At 44.6% G+C, this 19,437-nt stretch carries 23 protein-coding genes and 1 pseudogene; 11 read left to right on the top strand and 13 right to left on the bottom strand.

Annotated features, from left to right (window positions below):
* The first annotated feature begins 75 nt into the window (after window positions 1-75).
* Together bioA and bioD are read left to right on the top strand one after the other, a co-directional pair.
* The gene (gene bioA, locus B5J94_RS08500; protein ID WP_062500918.1) at window positions 76-1,374 is read left to right on the top strand and encodes an adenosylmethionine--8-amino-7-oxononanoate transaminase; all 1,299 of its coding nucleotides are present in this window, start codon (window positions 76-78) and stop codon (window positions 1,372-1,374) included.
* Window positions 1,371-2,042 (top strand): dethiobiotin synthase, encoded by a 672-nt coding sequence (gene bioD, locus B5J94_RS08495; protein WP_062500920.1) that lies wholly within the window; start codon window positions 1,371-1,373, stop codon window positions 2,040-2,042. Before bioA ends, bioD begins: the two co-directional genes overlap by 4 nt.
* Here the strand turns inward: bioD and B5J94_RS08490 are convergent.
* Window positions 2,039-2,779, bottom strand: a complete 741-nt coding sequence (locus B5J94_RS08490) for an NUDIX hydrolase (RefSeq protein ID WP_228144568.1) — start codon at window positions 2,777-2,779, stop codon at window positions 2,039-2,041. The two genes, bioD and B5J94_RS08490, sit on opposite strands and share 4 nt — an antisense overlap.
* Before the next feature lie 48 nt (window positions 2,780-2,827).
* Here B5J94_RS08490 and B5J94_RS08485 point away from each other — a divergent pair, with 48 nt between their 5' ends.
* Both B5J94_RS08485 and B5J94_RS08480 read left to right on the top strand, forming a co-directional pair.
* On the top strand, window positions 2,828-3,400 hold the full coding sequence (locus B5J94_RS08485) for an NUDIX hydrolase (RefSeq protein WP_062500924.1): 573 nt from the start codon (window positions 2,828-2,830) through the stop codon (window positions 3,398-3,400).
* A gap of 223 nt (window positions 3,401-3,623) precedes the next feature.
* Window positions 3,624-4,130, top strand: coding sequence for a copper resistance protein NlpE (locus B5J94_RS08480; protein WP_228144567.1), 507 nt, complete (start codon window positions 3,624-3,626; stop codon window positions 4,128-4,130).
* A 298-nt stretch (window positions 4,131-4,428) separates the two neighbouring features.
* On the opposite strand, the gene B5J94_RS08475 is transcribed toward B5J94_RS08480, so the two are convergent.
* The 10 genes and pseudogenes from B5J94_RS08475 to rnr form a co-directional block, all read right to left on the bottom strand.
* Window positions 4,429-4,836 (bottom strand): GTP-binding protein, encoded by a 408-nt coding sequence (locus B5J94_RS08475; RefSeq protein WP_115248194.1) that lies wholly within the window; start codon window positions 4,834-4,836, stop codon window positions 4,429-4,431.
* Between the two features lie 64 nt (window positions 4,837-4,900).
* The gene (locus B5J94_RS14815) at window positions 4,901-5,047 is read right to left on the bottom strand and encodes a hypothetical protein (protein ID WP_227514718.1); all 147 of its coding nucleotides are present in this window, start codon (window positions 5,045-5,047) and stop codon (window positions 4,901-4,903) included.
* A 123-nt stretch (window positions 5,048-5,170) separates the two neighbouring features.
* Window positions 5,171-5,383 carry a hypothetical protein gene (locus tag B5J94_RS14520; protein WP_062500928.1) on the bottom strand — a complete coding sequence of 71 codons (213 nt, stop codon included), beginning with the start codon at window positions 5,381-5,383 and terminating at the stop codon, window positions 5,171-5,173.
* Window positions 5,384-5,677: 294 nt separating this feature from the next.
* A pseudogene (locus B5J94_RS14810) lies at window positions 5,678-6,238 on the bottom strand (amidase family protein).
* Between the two features lie 51 nt (window positions 6,239-6,289).
* The gene (locus B5J94_RS14205; RefSeq protein ID WP_156065141.1) at window positions 6,290-6,427 is read right to left on the bottom strand and encodes a hypothetical protein; all 138 of its coding nucleotides are present in this window, start codon (window positions 6,425-6,427) and stop codon (window positions 6,290-6,292) included.
* Window positions 6,428-6,585: 158 nt separating this feature from the next.
* Window positions 6,586-7,032: a protoporphyrinogen oxidase HemJ gene (gene hemJ / locus B5J94_RS08445; protein WP_373280027.1), complete on the bottom strand. Its 447-nt coding sequence runs from the start codon at window positions 7,030-7,032 to the stop codon at window positions 6,586-6,588.
* Window positions 7,022-7,843 carry a substrate-binding periplasmic protein gene (locus B5J94_RS08440; protein ID WP_062499688.1) on the bottom strand — a complete coding sequence of 274 codons (822 nt, stop codon included), beginning with the start codon at window positions 7,841-7,843 and terminating at the stop codon, window positions 7,022-7,024. Before B5J94_RS08440 ends, hemJ begins: the two co-directional genes overlap by 11 nt.
* A 143-nt stretch (window positions 7,844-7,986) precedes the next feature.
* Window positions 7,987-9,042, bottom strand: coding sequence for a biotin synthase BioB (gene bioB / locus B5J94_RS08435; protein ID WP_062499690.1), 1,056 nt, complete (start codon window positions 9,040-9,042; stop codon window positions 7,987-7,989).
* A gap of 148 nt (window positions 9,043-9,190) precedes the next feature.
* The gene (locus B5J94_RS08430) at window positions 9,191-9,571 is read right to left on the bottom strand and encodes a roadblock/LC7 domain-containing protein (protein WP_062499698.1); all 381 of its coding nucleotides are present in this window, start codon (window positions 9,569-9,571) and stop codon (window positions 9,191-9,193) included.
* A 389-nt stretch (window positions 9,572-9,960) separates the two neighbouring features.
* Window positions 9,961-12,201: a ribonuclease R gene (rnr, locus tag B5J94_RS08425; RefSeq protein WP_062499700.1), complete on the bottom strand. Its 2,241-nt coding sequence runs from the start codon at window positions 12,199-12,201 to the stop codon at window positions 9,961-9,963.
* 83 nt (window positions 12,202-12,284) lie between these two features.
* Between rnr and rimI the strand changes: the two genes are divergently transcribed.
* On the top strand, window positions 12,285-12,752 hold the full coding sequence (gene rimI / locus B5J94_RS08420; protein ID WP_062499702.1) for a ribosomal protein S18-alanine N-acetyltransferase: 468 nt from the start codon (window positions 12,285-12,287) through the stop codon (window positions 12,750-12,752).
* Between the two features lie 117 nt (window positions 12,753-12,869).
* Here rimI and B5J94_RS08415 read toward each other — a convergent pair whose 3' ends face one another.
* Window positions 12,870-13,613: an RluA family pseudouridine synthase gene (locus tag B5J94_RS08415; protein WP_062499704.1), complete on the bottom strand. Its 744-nt coding sequence runs from the start codon at window positions 13,611-13,613 to the stop codon at window positions 12,870-12,872.
* A gap of 223 nt (window positions 13,614-13,836) precedes the next feature.
* On the opposite strand from B5J94_RS08415, the gene trxA reads away from it, so the two are divergent.
* Complete coding sequence (trxA, locus tag B5J94_RS08410) at window positions 13,837-14,163, top strand: thioredoxin (RefSeq protein ID WP_197035900.1); 327 nt, start codon at window positions 13,837-13,839, stop codon at window positions 14,161-14,163.
* A 111-nt stretch (window positions 14,164-14,274) separates the two neighbouring features.
* Here trxA and B5J94_RS08405 read toward each other — a convergent pair whose 3' ends face one another.
* Window positions 14,275-14,766, bottom strand: a complete 492-nt coding sequence (locus B5J94_RS08405) for an RNA pyrophosphohydrolase (RefSeq protein ID WP_062499708.1) — start codon at window positions 14,764-14,766, stop codon at window positions 14,275-14,277.
* A 481-nt stretch (window positions 14,767-15,247) separates the two neighbouring features.
* Between B5J94_RS08405 and B5J94_RS08400 the strand changes: the two genes are divergently transcribed.
* The 5 genes from B5J94_RS08400 (at window position 15,248) to B5J94_RS08380 (ending at window position 19,364) form a co-directional block, all read left to right on the top strand.
* Window positions 15,248-15,661 (top strand): OsmC family protein, encoded by a 414-nt coding sequence (locus B5J94_RS08400; protein ID WP_079364061.1) that lies wholly within the window; start codon window positions 15,248-15,250, stop codon window positions 15,659-15,661.
* A 2-nt stretch (window positions 15,662-15,663) separates the two neighbouring features.
* Window positions 15,664-16,089 (top strand): MAPEG family protein, encoded by a 426-nt coding sequence (locus tag B5J94_RS08395; protein ID WP_062501433.1) that lies wholly within the window; start codon window positions 15,664-15,666, stop codon window positions 16,087-16,089.
* Between the two features lie 402 nt (window positions 16,090-16,491).
* Complete coding sequence (locus B5J94_RS08390) at window positions 16,492-17,562, top strand: 5'-nucleotidase (protein ID WP_062501431.1); 1,071 nt, start codon at window positions 16,492-16,494, stop codon at window positions 17,560-17,562.
* 208 nt (window positions 17,563-17,770) lie between these two features.
* On the top strand, window positions 17,771-18,088 hold the full coding sequence (locus B5J94_RS08385) for an H-NS histone family protein (protein ID WP_062501429.1): 318 nt from the start codon (window positions 17,771-17,773) through the stop codon (window positions 18,086-18,088).
* Window positions 18,089-18,575: 487 nt separating this feature from the next.
* Window positions 18,576-19,364: a single-stranded DNA-binding protein gene (locus B5J94_RS08380; protein ID WP_079364057.1), complete on the top strand. Its 789-nt coding sequence runs from the start codon at window positions 18,576-18,578 to the stop codon at window positions 19,362-19,364.
* Window positions 19,365-19,437 lie beyond the last annotated feature (73 nt).

Raw genomic sequence — 19,437 nt, 5'->3', positions numbered from 1 at the left:
TACAGTTGCTACAAATCCGTCCAAAATCATCACCGATAAACCATACCCATTTGTGAATATTGGAAAATCATACTCATGGAATCAGACGACCTTATCCATTTTGACCGCACCCACCTTTGGCACCCCTATGCCAGTCTGCCACCTGCCTATGACAATCATCTCATCAGCCACGCCCACGGTGTACGGCTCTACATGGCGGACGGCACGCCACTCATAGACGGCATGTCGTCATGGTGGGCGAGCATTCACGGCTACAACCACCCCCGCCTAAACCACGCCATGACAGAACAGCTTGGCAAGATGAGCCATGTGATGTTTGGCGGACTCACCCACGCCCCTGCCATTGAGCTTGGCGAGCGACTTTTGGGCATCACTCCCAAAAACTTGACCAAAATATTCTATGCCGACAGTGGCAGTGTGGCGGTGGAAGTCGCCCTAAAAATGGCACTGCAATACCAGCTGGCACGGGGTCTGCCCCACAAAAACACCTTTGCCAGCACCCACTCGGGCTATCATGGCGACACATGGCACGCCATGAGCGTGTGCGACCCTGTGAATAGTATGCACGCCATGTATGGCAAACAGCTCCCCACGCAGTATTTTTTGCCGTCCCCACCTTTGGGTTTTGATACGCCATTAGATGATGAGACACGGCTTGACATGGATAGGTTTTTTGGGCGGTATCATGACAGATTGGCAGGGTTTATCATTGAGCCAATTGTACAGGGGGCAGGTGGTATGCGGTTTTATTCGCCTGAGTATTTATCGCATTTGCACGCCCTTTGCCAGTATTATGATGTCCTGCTCATCTGTGATGAGATAGCCACAGGCTTTGGGCGAAGTGGGGCGATGTTTGCGGTCAATCACGCAGGTATCTGCCCTGACATCATGACCCTTGGCAAGGCACTGACAAGCGGTTATATGAGCTTTGGGACAACCATGACCACCGATAAAGTGGCAAATGCCATTCATGACAGCCCCTACCCTGCTCTTATGCATGGCCCAACTTTTATGGGCAATCCCTTGGCGTGTGCGGTGGCGTGTGCTAGCATTGATATGGTACTAGACATGGATAGCCCGACTGTCGCTCGTGATATGCAGGATAAGCTCTTTGCCCACCTGTCGCCATTAACATCATGGCAACAAGTAGCGGACGTACGAGTGCTTGGGACGATAGGCGTGATTGAGATGAAAGAGCCGATAATCATGCCCATTTTTCAGGCACTGTTGCCAAAATATGGCATTTGGGTGCGACCCTTTGGCAAACTTGTGTATCTTATGCCTGCGTATGTGATGAGCGATGAAGAGTTGGGGGAATTATGTGGTAGATTGATTGAGCTTTTAAAAGAATATTTTGACGGAGACACGCCATGACCACCCTATTCATCACAGGCATAGACACCGACATCGGCAAGACGTACGCCACAGGCATTTTGGCTCGTCATCTGCTGTCATGTGGCAAGTCCGTCATCACCCAAAAGCTGATACAGACAGGCGTTGCCACACCGATAGCCGATGACATCAGAACCCACCGCACGCTCATGAATGTGCCACTCATGGACGTGGATACGGACGGCACGACTTGTCCTTTGACCTTTGTCAAGCCTGCCAGTCCCCACCTATCGGCACGCCTAGAAAACCGCACGATAAATCTAGACGACATCACGCACGCCACCGCTAGGCTAAACGCACGCTTTGACATCGTGCTACTCGAAGGGGCGGGCGGTGTGCTTGTGCCGATGACAGATGATGTATTGACGCTGGATTATATCGCTACGCAGAGTTATCCTGTGCTAGTCGTAACGTCTGCTCGGCTTGGTAGTATTAACCACACCCTACTCACCCTAGAAGCGATACAGACTCGGGGCTTGACGCTATGGGGCGTGGTGTTCAATCATCATTTTGACACCGACCCCGACATCAGCACGGACACGCAAGATTACCTACAATCTCATGTCGCACACCATTATCCAAGTGCGATATTTATGGAGCTTGTCGGCGATGAGATTACAGGTTTTGATGATGTGGCGGATAAGTTTTAACGCACCCGATAATACCACTCATGCCCCACCCCAAAGCCAATCTCCATAAGGCTTGATAGCATCCTTCCTGTCAGCCCCCACACCACTTCGGGCGTGCCGTCATCATCACAGTCATAGACCCATGCAGGGGTGTGGAGTTTGGCGGTGCTGTGCGTGATTTGACGGTCAAAGACAAAATCCACAGGCGTGCCATATAGCACATCAAAGGGTAACCAAAACAGCCGTGCTATCTCATCATCATTAGGCGTGAGCGACCCCACCACATCAGGCGGTATGCTTGCCACCACAGGACGGACAAGTAAGCCACTTTTGGAGATTTGCATGGGCAAATACCCCAAAATCTCCACGTCCGCCCGATGTAGCCCGACTTCTTCGCACGCTTCACGCAAGGCGACATCTGCCGATGATATGTCCGTCTCATCACGCTTGCCACCAACAAGCGACACCTCCCCTGCATGGCTACTAAGATGATTTGACCGCCTTGTTAAGAGTAGTTTTGGCGTGGGTTCGTCCGTGATGACGACAAGCACGCACGCCTGCGGTAAAGGGCTTGACTTGACGAGCTTATCATACCGCTTTATCGCTTGCTCACGCACAAGCCCTGTCAAAAGCTCATTATTATCCGTAAAGGGCAAAATATCCGCCCCACGATAATCCGCTAAGGCTTGGGCGAGCGGATAAAAGCGGTGCGAATCAGGCACATTGACCGTTTGTTTGTCTATAAAATCATTTGTCATTTTACTCATTTTCATTTAAACTTGTGATATTTAGCTTATCATATCATTATGTCCTTTTGCTTACAATGCGGTCAGCCCGCTACACATGCCATAGCAAACGGCGACACTCGCCAACGTTTGGTATGTACATCGTGTGCTTATATCCATTATGAAAATCCCAAGATGATTTGTGGGGTGCTTGCCATTCATCAAGGCAAAATCCTGCTGTGCCGACGTGCCATTGAGCCACGCTATGGACTGTGGACGCTCCCTGCGGGCTTTATGGAAAATGGCGAAACCATGGCGGACGGAGCAAAACGTGAAACAGCAGAAGAGGCCGATGGCGTGGCGGTTGATTTAAAATTATACACCCTATTTGATGTACCGCAATGGGGACAAATTCATGCCATGTATCTTGCCAACCTACAAGATGGTAAATTTGGTGTGGGCATAGAAAGCTTAGAATGTGGACTGTTCTACCCCGATGAGATAGACATGAAAAACCTGGCATTTGAAACAGTCAAACAGACCATTGAATATTATGTAACGGATAAAGCAGCACTACAAAGACTGGGCAAGGACAGCGATGATTTTGGTAATTATCCCTTGCATGAAATTTGTATACCCAATCAACAGTTTTAACGTCATAAAACATACCGCACAGCCTAAGTGGTGCTAATGACAAAATTGACAACTGTTAAACCGATGATTTGGCTATCGGTTGAGATAATTTTATTGTTAAGATAACAATTTTATGTTATCATATTCAGGGAATTGTTACCCTTTTGCTTTTTAAAATACAAATTGCGTCATATTGTGTTAAAGCGAAAGGGGGCATACCCTAAATTTTTAAGAGATTTTTGATATGAATATGAAAGCAAAGTCATCCATCGCAATTACCATGTTGGCAATGTTGTCACTGACCGCTTGTAACAACGCAGACAACAGTGCAACTCAAAGCAGTACCGTCCAAGAAGAGATCAGCACTCAAACCGTTGAGCAGCCCGCTATTGATGAAAGTCAACAACCTGAGGTGGCTGTTGTCGATGGTATGGGCGTGTTACCTAAATCTGCCTATTCTGGCATGTTGCCTTGTGCTGATTGCCCAGGTATTCAGACCAATTTGACGCTAAATGCTGATGGCACATTTGTGATGGAACAAGAATACCTAGATAAGCCCGATGGTCAAGTAACGACCAAAGGAACTTATGACATCAATGGTCTGGATAACAGATATGTATTGCTACATCCAGAGGGTCAATCTGATATGTCTCCTTATTTGATTTATATGGATAAAGACACCATAGAATTTCGTGACATAGAAAATGGCGAAGAACCTGCTCCAACTCACACCTTAAATTTGGTATCTTGATTTGACAGTCTGATTTTTAATCATATCTCATGTCTGCCCATCTTTGAATTTTAGCAAATGATGGGCAAAACCCAAACAAAAATATCAGCAAATTTCGCCCCAACTGGGGCGTTTTTGTATTTAGGCACTGTTTTGGCTCATCCCAACTTGCCATTTTACTGTTTACAAAATGGCTGTGATTGGGTCAAAATGAGAGCTTGACATACTTGATATAAGCGTATTAATCATGTCTTGCTCAGATAATGTAATACCGTCTTTGCCAAACGCTCAATATCTGCCAGATGAAGCCCGCATACTATCATAACGAACCGAGAGATATCATCATGCCACATGTACGCCAACAGATGTTTGGGGCAGTGGTCGCTTGGGCACGGGCGTGTTGAGCATCAATGGCGTTGGTCATGCCGTGTAGGGCAAATCGCCCTTTTAGGTGCATGTCTTGGGTCAGAGTAGATAAGATAGATACAGGATTGGCAAACCCTATGGTCTCGATGAGTATTTTATCAAAGACAAGATCCTCTTTATCCAAATCAAGCAAAGACAGCAAAGCATCTTTAAGGTCGGTTAGCATAGTACAACACATACAGTCTGATGACAGCAGGTAAGTGTTGTCATTGATAGGCTTGACCAACAAGTCATCTAGCCCCACTTCGCCAAACTCATTGATGAACACCAAAGTTTTAGCATTTTTATCGCTTTTTAGGATTTGCTAGATAAAGGTGGTTTTGCCACTGCCCAAAACCCTGTAGCCACGTGAATGGGGATTTTGTTCATGAACATGCTTCCAAAGCATTTAAAAAATGCTCATCTAACACATCAATAGAACTGCCTGTCAGCGTGTGAATTTGACCCCACAACTCACTCAATCCATTTGTCATGAGTTGCTTGCCTGCTGGGGTTTGCACCAAATAATTCACGCCATGGCATCAAAAATCTGTATGCACTAAGACCTGGCAAGGGCATTGATGAGTTTTAGCCTGCGATAACGTTATTGGCGAGATAGCAAATCAGACAGGCTTGCCGTCCAGTCGCTTTTTTCTTCAATAAGTCCACACATGGAGCATTCTCGCCATGCCACAATGTTGACAAAACATATGCACTCTAAGCACCATCTTGTCAAGCTCACACCTTACAAAGGCGTGTGAGTTTGGCGATTTTTTGATGAACATCATCAGGGGCAAATCGTCCGAATGCCAGTTGACAAGAATCTGAATCAAATTCCCTCTTGTCCACGCACCAAAGGCTTCATCCATGTGTCGGGGTGCTGACTATAGGGCGTGCCTGCCTTTTGTATTTGCAATGAAAATCACGAAAAATCGCACGTTTTTCAAGGAAAAAGTGAAGCTTGATAGTCGTTCTATCAAACGAGCTTTTGACTTCGAGCCACAAGATTTAGCCATTTTTCATGCAAAAACGATTAGTTTATTTCTAAAATATTCCTATATTGTAAATAGTGTTATAAAGGGCAGGCACGCCCTAAATTTTACTACACAAATCATTCGCCCTAAGCTTGTCAAAAATTCGGTTTCTTTTATGGTTTGACAGGCTCACCATGAGTGGAAAGCGTGGCACTTTTTCATTTTGCAGAGTGTAACTATAAATGCTAAATTTGCTTGATTTTTAATCAATTTTATGTAAAATTTTGTAGTGCGATTGCTCTGATGAGCGATAGGAGCTAAGGTGTCTAGTGAGCCAGCTAGGGGAAATACGCCTTGTTTATCATAACACTGACGACTGGTACGAAATCCCACCAAGCCATTAAAACTGGCAGGGATACAAATCGAGCCTGCGATGTCCGCCCCCATGGCAAGTGGGACAATGCCACGCCCGACCACCGTTGCTCACCCTGATGATAAGTCTCCCGCCATGTGGTCAGGGCTAGTGACATTGGTCGGGGTGCCAAAATGGGGGTTTAGCCCCAATCCTGAATAGGCAAATTCGGACAGTTTGGTCTTGCCCACACAAGTCAAGTCCATGTGGTGCAAGGTTGAGACAACATGGGCGTCCTGTGTGGCAGGGGCATCTGCTCTGAGCTTTGCCCCTGCGGTCGTGATGGCGTGCTTGATGTCAAATAAGTCTTTGTAGGCGATGGACACACCATCAAATATGGATAAGGGATTGTCCTGTTACCAACGGACTTTGTCGGACTGGGCTTGGGTCTAGGCAAGCTTTTTGGTCAGACTGATGAACGCATTGGGGGTGTCATCGATATGCTCATACAGTGTATCTAATGCCTTGATAGGACAGATGTCGCCTGTGACGTAAGTACGGACAAGGTCAAGGGCAGTGGTAATCATGGCTAGCTGATGGTAGGTGAATACAAAACCAGTGTACACTTATTTTAATGGGTGGTCAAGTTATCATTTGGTGGTAGTTTCTTACATTCTGGTATCAGCAAATGACAATATTATAACATTATGTTTTTAACATGTTACTCATGATCGCTTTTGTTTTATTAAAATGGTTTTACCACCACCAAAATCACCACAGCAATCAAGATAAAGACAGGGATTTCATTAAACCACCGCCAGTAGACATGCGTTTTTAGCTTGGGATTATCAGCAAGGCGAAGGCGAAATCGTCCGCAAGCGATGTGATAGATGGTGAGCAGGATAACGAGCGTGATTTTGGCGTGTAGCCAGCCTTGGGACTTGTAGATTTGCCAATTCATAATAACCATCGACAGCCCCAGTATCCATGTTACCATCATGGATGGATTCATGATGCCACGATAGAGCTTACGTTCCATGATGGCAAATCGCTCTTGGCTGATTTTATCTTCACTCATGGCATGATAAACAAACAGCCGTGGCAAATAAAAAATCCCTGCAAACCAACACACCATGGCGATGATGTGTAGGGCTTTGATGTATAAAAACACGGCAATTGGATTAGTTGGCAGTAGGTACAGTCAGATACTTTGAGATGATTCTGTCAATCTCACCTGACTGTTGTAGGTTATTAATGCCTGCGTTAATCTTATCTAATAATTCTTGGTCGCCTTTTTGGGTATAGATGACAATATCGGCTGCATTGGGTGTTTTGTCATACTCCACCACGTTCATTTGATAGTCGGGGTAATTGGTGGCGATGTATTCCAAAAAATATTTATCTTGTAGTACAGCATCATACTTTTGTTGAACCAATCCTTGATATAGCTGAAAGACAGTTTCTACCGCTTCGTGTGAAGCAGGAGCAAGTTCATTAATCATCTTCTCTTGTGTGGTGTCTTTCATGGTCGCCACACGTAAGGATTTTAGGCTTGCAACGTCTGTCACTGTAAGGTTGGGTTGGTGCATGATGACAGATGGGTTTTGTAAGTAAGCATTGGTAGGATTAAATTTGGCAATGCGTTCAGGAGATGGGGACAGACCGCTAATCACCGCTTGATATTTGCCTGATTCTAAGCCTGGCAACATATCAACAAACACCTCTTTGTGTAATTCCACCTTAAAGCCTTGATTTTCACCAATGGCATGTATGATATCCACATCTATACCAGTTAAAGTGCCTTTTTCATCTAAAAAAGTCAAAGGTGGTAAAACGCCCGATGTAACAACTCTGACCACGGGCGCATCACTGGGTAGATTGCTCGGTATTTGTTCGCTGGTGGTTGTGGGCTGACTTTCTGTTGAGACAGGCGTTTCGGTGGGTTTGTCCGTGCATCCAAATAATCCTGCACATAAGGCAAAAGAAAGTGTTATTTTTTTCATGGTAAATCCAAGGTGCTGATAGATGTGTACACGTATTTTAACAAATCTTTAAGAATTTTGCACGATAATAATTGTTTTTCATTGTAATTACAAAATAATAAATTTTTATTTATTATCAAATCCATGCCCTCACTCTACTGCCGTTATACCAATGACGGACAATCCTGTGGCAAATCATCACATTCATCACACTCTGCCCTGCCTGTCATGGCATTGATGATTTTGGGTTTGGGGGTAGGTTTTTGAGCGATAAGCCCAAGCATCGCCATGAGCCTATCATCATTAGCTTGCGATTGATTGGTTGTGGTTAAAAGCTTATCACCATAAAAAAACGAATTTGCCCCTGCCATAAATGCCAATGCCTGTTCGCCGTCGGTAAGACTCTCACGTCCCGCTGACAGGCGTACGTAGCTTGTTGGACAACAAATGCGAGTTACCGCAATCGTACGTATCCATTCAATGACGGACAATCTGCCCTCTTGTAGCACCTTATCACCCAGTGGTGTGCCTTTGATGGGGACGAGTAAGTTCACAGGAATGGACTGGGGCGGTATGGGCATGGTGGTGAGTTCATGCACCCAATCAATCCTATCATCACGACTCTCTCCCATACCCACGATTGAGCCGCTGCATACATTAATGCCTGCATTACGCACATATTCTAAGGTTTCTAAACGGTCATCATATGAACGGGTGCTACTTACTTGACCATAATAATTACGAGATGTATCAAGGTTGTGATTATAATAATCAAGCCCTGCGTCTGCCAGTGTCTGGGCTTGGTCGGGTTTTAGCATACCTAGTGTCATGCACGTCTCAAGCCCTAATGCCTTGACTTCACGGATAAGCTCCACCAAGTACGGCATATCTTTTGCCGATGGGTGTTTCCACGCCGCCCCCATACAAAAACGAGATGAGCCTGATGCTTTGGCACGGCGAGCGGACGCTAGCACCTTTTGGATTTCAAGGCGTTTTTCTGCGGTTAGCCCTGTCTTATCACGATGATGTCCCGACTGCGAGCAGTAGCCACAGTCCTCAGGGCAGTTACCTGTTTTGATGGATAGTAGCGTGCTGATTTGTACCTCGTTGGCATTAAAATGCCTGCGATGAACGCTTTGGGCTTGCATGAGCAAATCCATGAGCGGTAAATCAAACAGATGAGCGATGTCCTGACGAGTGATTGGCTTGGCTGGCAACATGATTTCTCCCCAATCAATGATGACCTAATCGGTGAATAAATGATTATTTTAAAAAATAAGTGAATGATTGTAAAGTTTTTTGTGGTTTTATAAATGATATGGTCAAAAAAACGGCATTATCTGCCGTCTTTTGATTGTGTGGTACTGCCTATGCCATTTGACCGTTTAGCAGCTCTTGCACGCTTTGCGATGTTTTGTTGATGTCATGAAAGACCATACCCAGTTTGGCACTTGGACATGCCATGACAGTCAATAGTAAGTTCTTGGCCGTGGCACTGACGATGACATAGCCTGCTTTACTTTGCACAATCACACGTTCACTTTTGTTGCCAAGTAGCGTCTCAATCATGCGTTCACTGACTGACAGTAAGGCAGCACTCATGGCACTGATGCGTTCTTCGTTGACCGCCACAGGCAGATGTGATGCCATCATCATGCCATCGTCGGTGATGATGGCTGAGGCTTCAATTTCAGTAGAGTTGGCATGTAATTCATCTAGGATGTTGTTAAATTGAGTAATGTCTAGCATGGTTTAGCTCCCCCATTTTGCACATTTGTGTTCTGACACACAAAAACCAATACGATGGATAATAGACAAGATAAACTAATTCAAAAAAACAAATTATAAAAATTATCATCGTTGATTAAATTAATTAATATCAAGTCTTGTCATTATACACCCCATACGTTCAAATGCAAGTCATTTTTGGAGAAATCCATAAAAATTTTAATGAATTTATCATGATATAAGTTATTGATAAATATGAATTAAAATTCGTCAATGTTTATTAATATTTTCTAAATGATAAAAACATGATGACTAAAAATACAAAAATTTTATCTCATTTTTGGCTTTATTTTATTTCATCGTTTGACCAATAAAGGTGAATTATCTGTCTTTTACTTTGATAAGACAAATTATCTTTTTTTGCCACTCATTTTTCTCTTAGTAGGTTTTGCCATCTTCTCACCCCCCACTTTCTCCATCAACGCAAAATCCACTTGCAATAAGTCCATATTAACCCCTACCACTTTGACGTTAAGCTCCTCGCCCAATTTAAAGGTTGAGCCTTTCTCGCCAATCAGGGCTTGTTCACGCTCGTTGTACTCATAGTACTGGGCAGATAGGTTTGAGATGTGAATCAGTCCGTCAATGAACAATTCATTTAACGTAACAAACAAACCAAAACTCGTTACGGTGGTAATCGTCCCCACAAACTCATCGCCCAAATGCCGTTGCATATAATGGCATTTTAGCCATGTTTCTACATGACGAGATGCCTCTTCGGCACGGCGTTCGGTGTTGGAGGTCTGCTCGCCTGCGTCATCTAGGGTTTTATAAATGGTAGCTTTGGGTTTGGTATTGGTAACCTTATCCTTAATGGCTCGGTGGAGCATGAGGTCAGGATAGCGGCGAATGGGGCTGGTAAAGTGGCTATACTCATCATACGCCAAGCCAAAATGCCCGATGTTGTCAGGACTGTAATTCGCTTGCATCATGGAGCGAAGGAGCATGGAGTGAATGCTCTCGGTATCCGCTCGCCCTTCGGTTGCTTTGATGATACGCTGATAGTCGGCATGGGTGGGCGACTCGGTGGGAAAAGACAGCCCAAACGATTTGACGTACTCGGACAGTTTGGCGGACTTTTCATCGCTGGGCTTGTCGTGGTTGCGATACAAGACGGGTAATTTATGTTCTAAGGCAAAATTTGCCCCACAAGTATTGGCAAGGAGCATCATCTCTTCGATGAGCTTATGGGCATCACCACGTGTGCGTTTTTTGATGTCTTTGATGTCGCCGTCTTCGCCAAATACGATGTAGCTTTCGGCAGTTTCAAATGCCATCGCACCACGCTCTTCCCGTCTTTTATCTAGAATTTGATAAAGCTGATACAAGGTATCTACCGATTTACATACATCAGGATTGTTGACCAAATCATCGGGCAGGGTTTCGTTGGTGGGGTCGTCAAAATAAGCATTTACCTGATTATAGGTGAGTCGTGCTTGTGAATGCATGACCGCAGGATAAAACTCATAGCCTGTTATCTTGCCTGCCCGAGACAGCTTGATATCAGCAACCATACACAATCTGTCCACTTTTGGGTTTAGCGAACACAAGCCATTGGATAAGACCTCTGGGAGCATGGGGATAACACGATGAGGAAAATACACACTCGTACCACGCTCATAAGCATCCACATCAAGGGGAGATTGGGGGGTTACATAATGGCTGACATCAGCGATGGCAACCACAACACGGTAGTTACCGCCAGAGCGTTTGCAAGCATAGACTGCATCATCAAAATCACGTGCATCTTCGCCGTCTATCGTGATAAGTGGCAAATCTTTCAAATCCACACGCCCTTTAAAATCTGTCTCGGTTGGCTCGCCATAGCTGTCGGCTTGTTCTAGGGTGGCTTTGCTAAACTCATGCGGTATGGCGTGGTTTAGCAAGGTCGTCTCGATGATAAGCTCACGGTCGTTTAAGTTGGTTAAAATCTCATCAATCTTACCTGTGGCGTACTCTTGATAAGTGGGCATGTCAATGATGGCAACTTTCACGCTATCGCCCACGTTTACCCCATGATAAGACACATCATCATCACTTAGAGTAATGGGCTGATGAGCGTTCGCCCCTGATAACTGAACAAAATAGCCGTCATCATCCCTATCAAGCACGCCCACAAATTCGGTGCTGGCACGGTGTAGCACGGTTTGGATACGGGCCTCAGGCTTGCCACGAAACTCGGTGGCAACTGCTTCTACCGTGTCGCCGTCAAAGACCACACGCATTTGCTTTTCATGGATAAATAGGTCGGGCATATCATCAAGCACGACAAAGCCAAAGCCCTTGGCACTTGCTGATACCTTGCCTGTTACGGTGGTGGGTAGGGGGGCAATGCTAAAATGAATGCCGTCCGTGCGTTCTAGTTGGTTGTCCCGTAGCATGGCTTTTAGGCGGTTGGTTAGGGCAAAAAACCGCTCATCATCGCCCAAAATCTCAAAATGCAGTCCCAAACTCTCCGCCGTGGCAGGTTTGCCGTCATTGTTCATTTGGGCGACAGTTTGTAAGATAAGCAGGCGAGAGGGAATGGGGTTTTGATATTTGTTGGCTTCATCGGTGGCGTTGGGGTCGTTCCACGTTGGTGTTTTTTTCATGCGTTTCTCTTTATAAAAAATTTGGTTAAATCTTAATGTTTGAGTTATCATAACATATTTAGCCACGAAATCATGTAACTTTTATGACAGTTTTTTTAAATTTTGCCACGCCCGACACCGCCCAATCATCAGGCTATGTGTCCGACATTGCACGGGTGGAGCGTGAGCTGTTTGATGACGCTTGGGACGGCTTGGCGGTGCATTCGGTGCTGGGGCAGTTTGGGGCGGGGGTGCTTATCGCTTGTGATGACGATGATGAAATGCTCGGCTATTGTATTTATCAAATCGTTTTTGAGACGGCAGAGATTTTACGCATTGCCACAGACAGCCGTTATCAACAGCAGGGCGTGGGCGGTGGTTTGCTGACCGATTTTGTCAAATTAGGTAAGGACAAAGGGGCAGAGCGGATACTCTTAGAAGTGCGAGCCGACAACTCGTCCGCCATACGTCTGTATGAGCGACATGGCTTTTATCAAATAGACGTGCGAAAAGGGTACTATAAAGACGAATGGGGGCAAACGGACGCACTGATTTTGCAAAGGGATTTGTAAATTTTTAAAATGGGTAAATGATAGGCATGCAAGGGCAAATCACATCCACCCCCATGACAACAATTTTAGCATGAATAAATTACCCCACACCCCAATTTAAGCCTTTTTAATAACACCTTAAAACGGCACTTCACTTTCCCAATCCAGCCAAGCCCCATGCGTGGGGTGTTTTAGGCGAAGTTTGTGGGCGTGCAGATTGAGACGTGGGGCAAGCTCCAAGGCAGTATTTTCAGCATAAATCGGGTCGCCAATCATCACATGACCGATATGAACACAGTGAACTCGTAGCTGATGACTTCTGCCCGTGATAGGGCGTAGAGTCAGACGAGTTACGGCATGAGCCTTACCTGCCTTATCGGTGCGTAGCTCGTGGTGCATGACTTCATAATGCGTCAAGGCTCGCTTACTCCAACTCATGTCCACGATATGACGGGGCTTAGTGGTCGGCTCGTAGCGGACGGGCACGTCAATCACGCCTTTTTTGTCGTCCGCCAGTACCGTGCCAAACACCACCGCTTGATACTCTTTGCTGACCATACGGTCAATGAACTGCTTGGCAATGTGGCTTTGGCTGTGTTCGTTTTTGGCAAAAATAATCAGCCCTGAGGTATCCATATCAAGGCGGTGAATGAGCTTGATATTGGGATAAACCCGCAGCAGCCGTGATTGCAAGCTCACCTTCAACGTGCGTCCGTCCACACTAAGAAGCCCTGCCGGCTTATCCCCCACCCAAATGTCATCGTCTTCATAGACGGTGATTGAGCGGATAAAATTTTTAAAAAATTCATCATCATACTCACGCTCTTGGGCGTTCATCAGGGAGATTTTGTCATCAGATAGGCGGTCGTGGCGGTCGGTCATGGGTTTTATGATAGTTTAATGATTTGGATTAATGGGGCGAATTGATGATTTTTGTAAATTTAATCATCATTTGCCAAAAAGTTTGTTATTATAGCACGAAGTTTTGGGGATATTGCGATGATTTGATTTGCCCTAATCCACCGATTAATAGGACTTATCATCACACACTTGAAAGTCATCAAGACACCCCCATTATACACACATTCACTTATTTACAAAGGTAATACCCATGAGCATTATTAACACCACCGATGCCAACTTCGACCAAGACGTACTACAAGCCGACAAGCCCGTTCTCGTGGACTTTTGGGCGGCGTGGTGCGGTCCATGTAAAGCCATTGCCCCTGTCCTAGAAGACCTAGATGCCGAATATGGCGACAAATTCCAAATCGTCAAAGTTAATGTAGACGACAACCCAGAGACATCAGCACGCTTTGGCATTCGTAGCATTCCAACTTTGTTCGTGTTCAAAAATGGCGAGAAAGTCGATACCGTGGTTGGTAGCCGTCCTAAGTCAGAGTTTGTTGAATTGCTAAACAAGCATTTATAATATCAAACACACCCAAAAGCCTGCCCTGTGCAGGTTTTTTTATACCCCCATAAAAAACAAGCCATGACTATCATGACTTGTTTTTATGACTTAACTTATATCACAGCCTTATCAAAGCCTTAGCCCCTTTTTTAGGGGCAACCGCTCGGCAAGTTCTAACAATGCCTTTTGGTACACGCCCCGTTTAAACGGCACAACCTGCCCCAAAGGATACCAGTAACTCACCCACGCCCATTCGTCAAACTCAGGGGTTGCGGTGTCAAAGCGGATAAAGTCGGTGTTTTTTTCATCTAAGCGTAGCAAAAACCACTTTTGTTTTTGCCCGATACAGAGTGGCTCTTGCCCCAGTCGCACATAACGCTTGGGCAGGCGGTAACGAAGCCAGTCATGCGTTACCCCTAGCACTTCCACGTGGTGCGGACATAAGCCCACTTCTTCATACAATTCACGGTACATCGCATCAAGCGGTGTTTCACCCCTGTCAATCCCACCTTGTGGAAATTGCCAGCTGTCGTGTCCGATTCGTTTTGTCCAAAGCACTTGCCCTTCTGTATTTGCCAAGATGATACCGACATTGGCTCGAAAGCCGTCTGAATCAATCATGACCAACCTTAATGTAATAAATTGAAAGAACGCCAAAATTTTGGCAAATTATTGCTGTCTATTAAACCAAATTTTTACCAAAAAGTGTAACATTATTTTGCTTAAAAATGTTGCAAATGGTAAATAATGGCAATAAATGCCGATTTTGGGCGTGTTTGTTGGCAAAATTAACCTATTTATCATTGTCATTATTGTCAAAATACTGTCAAAATGCACAAAAATCAAACCCAACCTTTAACGCTCAAAAATTTACCGCTCTGTCATTTTGTGCTACAATGCCCCATTATGTTTAATTATTTTGGTAGCGGTCTAAAAAGTATGCTGAATTAGGTTTTCCGTTCGCCCTGAGCCATGCCTGCGGGTAGGAAAACCGTTATGGTTCGACAAGCTCACCACGAACGGTTTTCCTTGTAGCATACTTTTTGAACCAGAGCCATTATTTTTATTAAAATTTATCAAAAAAGGTAATCCCATGAGCGACATGAGTGCCAGTGTAACATGGCTAAATAACGAAGCGATTAATTTTGAGACCGTAAGCGGTTCGGGGCATAAAGTTATCCTTGACTCAGCCCAAGAGCTTGGGGCAAGACCGATGGAGCTTATCCTAATGGGGCTGGGCGGTTGTGCCAGTTATGATGTGGTGAGCATTCTAAAAAAATCCCGCCAAGCCATTAGCGATGTTCGCTGTGAAGTATCCGCCCGCCGTGCCGACAGCGTGCCTGCGGTATTTACCGACATTCATCTGCATTTTATCGTAACAGGCGAGAACATCAAAGAATCACAGGTTGCCAAAGCCATTGAACTATCAGCGGATAAATACTGCTCAGCGTCAAAAATGCTCGCTGATGGCGGGGTGAATATCACCCATGATTTTAAAATTGTGGCGACTGCATAAGCATGAACTGGATTTTGCACGTGCCTTATGACACACATTATGCGATTGTGGCTCTCATGGTCGCTTGTGTGTTGCCTTTTGTTTTTGCGTTTTTGGCAAAGATGGTTAGCGGATTTGACTTTAAAACCGACAACCAAAACCCACGAGCGTTCCTAGCACAGACCACAGGGCTATCGGCTCGCCTAAATGCCGTGCAAGCCAACAGTTTTGAGAGCCTGCCTATCTTTATCGGGGCGGTGCTGGTCGCCATGTACTGTTTTGTCCCCCAAAACGTGGTCAATGGTATGGCGTGGCTTTATGTCGTCTTACGCCTTATCTATGGTGTGGCGTATGCCATGAATCTGGCGACCTTTCGCTCGGTGGTGTGGGGCTTGTCGCTGGTTTGCTGTTTGCAGTTATTTTATTTTGCCATAAAGATGATTTGGTAAAAAGCCTGTCCTGTGGATGGGTTTTTGATTTTGGGGCAGGTGTTTGTTGTTTGAAATGGTTGTTTTTCATGGATTAAATTAAACGTGATGGATAAACATAACAGATAAATGGCGTTTGGTGGAATTTTTCATATTTAAAAATCCATACATTAACCATATTAATAAAGGCAAAATTTACCCACCTATTTTTATATCCCTTTTTATAACCATTTAATCATTATAAATAAATCTTAAAATCACGCCTTAATCCCATTCTCAACTTTGTATAAGTGATTGATTTAATCAAGGACGAATTGCAATTCGCCCCCACAACTCAGAAATATTTATTGAATAATCAATAAGTTGTAATTTTAAGTTGAGAGTGAAATACGACTTACATTTATTTAAAACTAGGACTTTATCATGGCGGTTAATTTTTCAAACACACTCATCGTGGCAATCTCAGCGACGGCATTATTTGACCTAAAAGAGCATGATGAGATGTTAAAACGCTTTTTGGCAGAAGACAAAGCCACCGCATCTGCTCGGTTTAGCGACTACATGAAATCGGTCGAAAACGAGCCATTACAAAAAGGGACAGGCTACCCACTCATCGAAGCCCTGCTAAACCTAAACAAATACCAACCGCCCAAAGACTACCACGATGAGTCGCCTTTTGTCGAAGTCGTCATCGTCTCAAAATCCACCCCCGACCTAGGCATACAAGTGCTAAACGCCATACGCACGCATGGTTTGGGTATTACTCGCTCGGCATTCATCTCGGGGGCGAGTGTGGCGGACTATATTGATGATTTTGATGTGGATTTGTTTTTGACGACCAACGTCGATGATGCCCAAGCCGTCACCGATGCTCGCCTGTGTGCCTGTGCGGTGCTGGATGCCACGCCTGTGGAGATATTGGAGCTGGACACCGAACAGCTTCGCATTGCCTTTGATGGGGATGCGGTGCTGTTTGACGACTCAGGCGAGCTGGTGTTCAAACAAGAGGGGCTACAAGCCTTTCATCATCGCGAAGAGAGCATGGCGGATTTGCCCATTGACAAAGGTCCTTATGCCGACTTTTTAATCAAGCTCTCCGCCCTACAAAAGAGCCTGCCCCACGACAGCCTAGACAGCACTCATAACCCGATTCGTATCGCCCTTGTGACCGCTCGTAATGCCCCTGCCGACATGCGTGCCATTAAGACATTAAGGGAGTGGGGCGTGGATGTGGATTTGGCGTTTTTCTTGGGCGGTATTGAAAAAACAAGGGTATTAAAAACATTTGCCCCGCATATCTTTTTTGATGATTCTATTAAGCACATTGACGCCGCCAAATCAGTTGTGCCGTCTGCCTTAGTGCCTTATCATTCCACGTCTTTGCTTAATGAATATCACAGTCCTGATAAAGCGGTCATTGATAATATCGATAATGCTCAATTTGTCAAAACCGATAAAAAAGTGTTAAAAAGCCCCAAAAAGGCGAATAAATGATTTGTATTTTTAAAATAAAATGTGTTAATATAATCATGCGATAAAAATCAGCGTTTTTATCTTTTTAAATAGAGATATTTTAAATTTATTTTTAATAAACCTAAAATATCCCAACTGGCACCACCAATAATCATCGGACGTATTGATGTATGCACATTGATGGATTTGCCTTTGATTATTCTCACGGTTATTTTAAAGAGGAAATACCATGTCTAATGTAAATATTGACGCACTTAGCGTAGAACAGCTAGAAGCACTTACCAAAGATGCCCAAGCAAAAATCAAACAAAAGCAAGCCCAAGGTCTAAAAGACGCTTACTTGCAATTTAAACAAATTGCCAAAGAAAACGGCACCACCATCGAAGAGATTCTAAAAGTAGGCAAAAAAGCTCACAAAGAAGCGTCAGTTGCTTACCGTGACCCACAAAACCCAAAAAATGTTTGGGCAGGTCGTGGTCGTAAGCCAGGTTGGTTAGAAGAAGCCCTAGCCAAAGGCAAAAAACTAGAAGACTACAAAGTAAAATAAGCAGTAAAATAAGATAAGAGATTATTAGGGCGTGTTGAACTTTGGTATTTGCAATGAAAAATGAGAAAAATCGCCCGTTTTTCAAGGAAAAGTCCGCAGTTGATATTGAAATATCAACAAGGATTTTGACGATGAAAAACAAGATTTATCCATTTTTCATGCAAAAATTGACAAAACAATAAGTTTTACCTCATTTTTATAAAATGTTATCAATGTTCAACACGCCCTACCTTGACTGCAAATAAATAAGTCAGGATATCTTATTCTGACTTATTTTAATTAGTCATCGATGACATCAGATAATGGCAACACAATGCACAAATAAAAGCGATGGCATGCCAAAAGACAAAACCAAAAAGCAAATCCATTTAGTGAAAATATCGTAACGCTAAATATGTGAATTTAACCGTTTATTTAAAACAAATTTATCTTAGTTTATGAACTAATCAAATCATTATTTTTAAACATCAAAAGTTGAGTGACTATCATGGCAAGTATTAATAAAGTGATTATCGTTGGTCGTTTGGGTCAAGACCCAGAAGTACGTCAATTCCAAAATGGCGGTAGCTTGACCAGTATTAACGTGGCGACTTCTGACCGCTGGACGGACAAAAATACAGGCGAGCAAAAAGAGCAAACCGAATGGCACCGTATCAGCCTATTTAACCGTCTGGGCGAGATTGCTGCTCAGTACCTACGCAAAGGGTCGCTTGTTTATATCGAAGGCAGTCTGCACACTCGCAAATACACCGACCAACAAGGCATAGAGCGTTATAGCACCGAAGTGCGAGCCAATCAAATGCAAATGCTTGACAGACGTGATAACAATGGCGGCGGCAATGGTGGCGACTGGCAGGGCAATCAAGGCCACAACAACCGCAACTTTGGCGGTGGCTACAACAACCAACAAAATAACCAATGGGGCAACCAAGGCGGTCAACATGGCGGTTATCAAGGCAATAATGGCTTTGGTGGCAGTGCACCGCAACAAGGTGGCTATCAAAACGGCTTTAATAATCAGCCCCAAAATGGCTTTGGGCAAAATACCCCAAACTACCAAAATAACAACCCCAATCAAGGCTTCGGGCAAGCCCCACAGCACGCCAATCAAGGCATGAACCAAAATGCCAATCAAGGCGGTCAAACTGGGCAAGGCGGTCAGGATAACGCCCCCACCCAAAATGGAGCCAATCCATTCATGGGCGACAAACCCGCCCCCAAAGCGGTAACCCCACCGTCAGCCAGTGGCGTGGCAGATGATGACATGCCTTTTTAGGGATTATTTGACAATAAAACGGTGGCTACGGTCGCCGTTTTTTATGCTCTTTTTTGCCCTTTTTGGTGTGTAT

Origin of the sequence: Moraxella lacunata (assembly GCF_002027545.1) — a bacterium.
Lineage (GTDB): Bacteria > Pseudomonadota > Gammaproteobacteria > Pseudomonadales > Moraxellaceae > Moraxella > Moraxella lacunata.
This window is presented reverse-complemented; position numbering and strand designations above follow the sequence as displayed.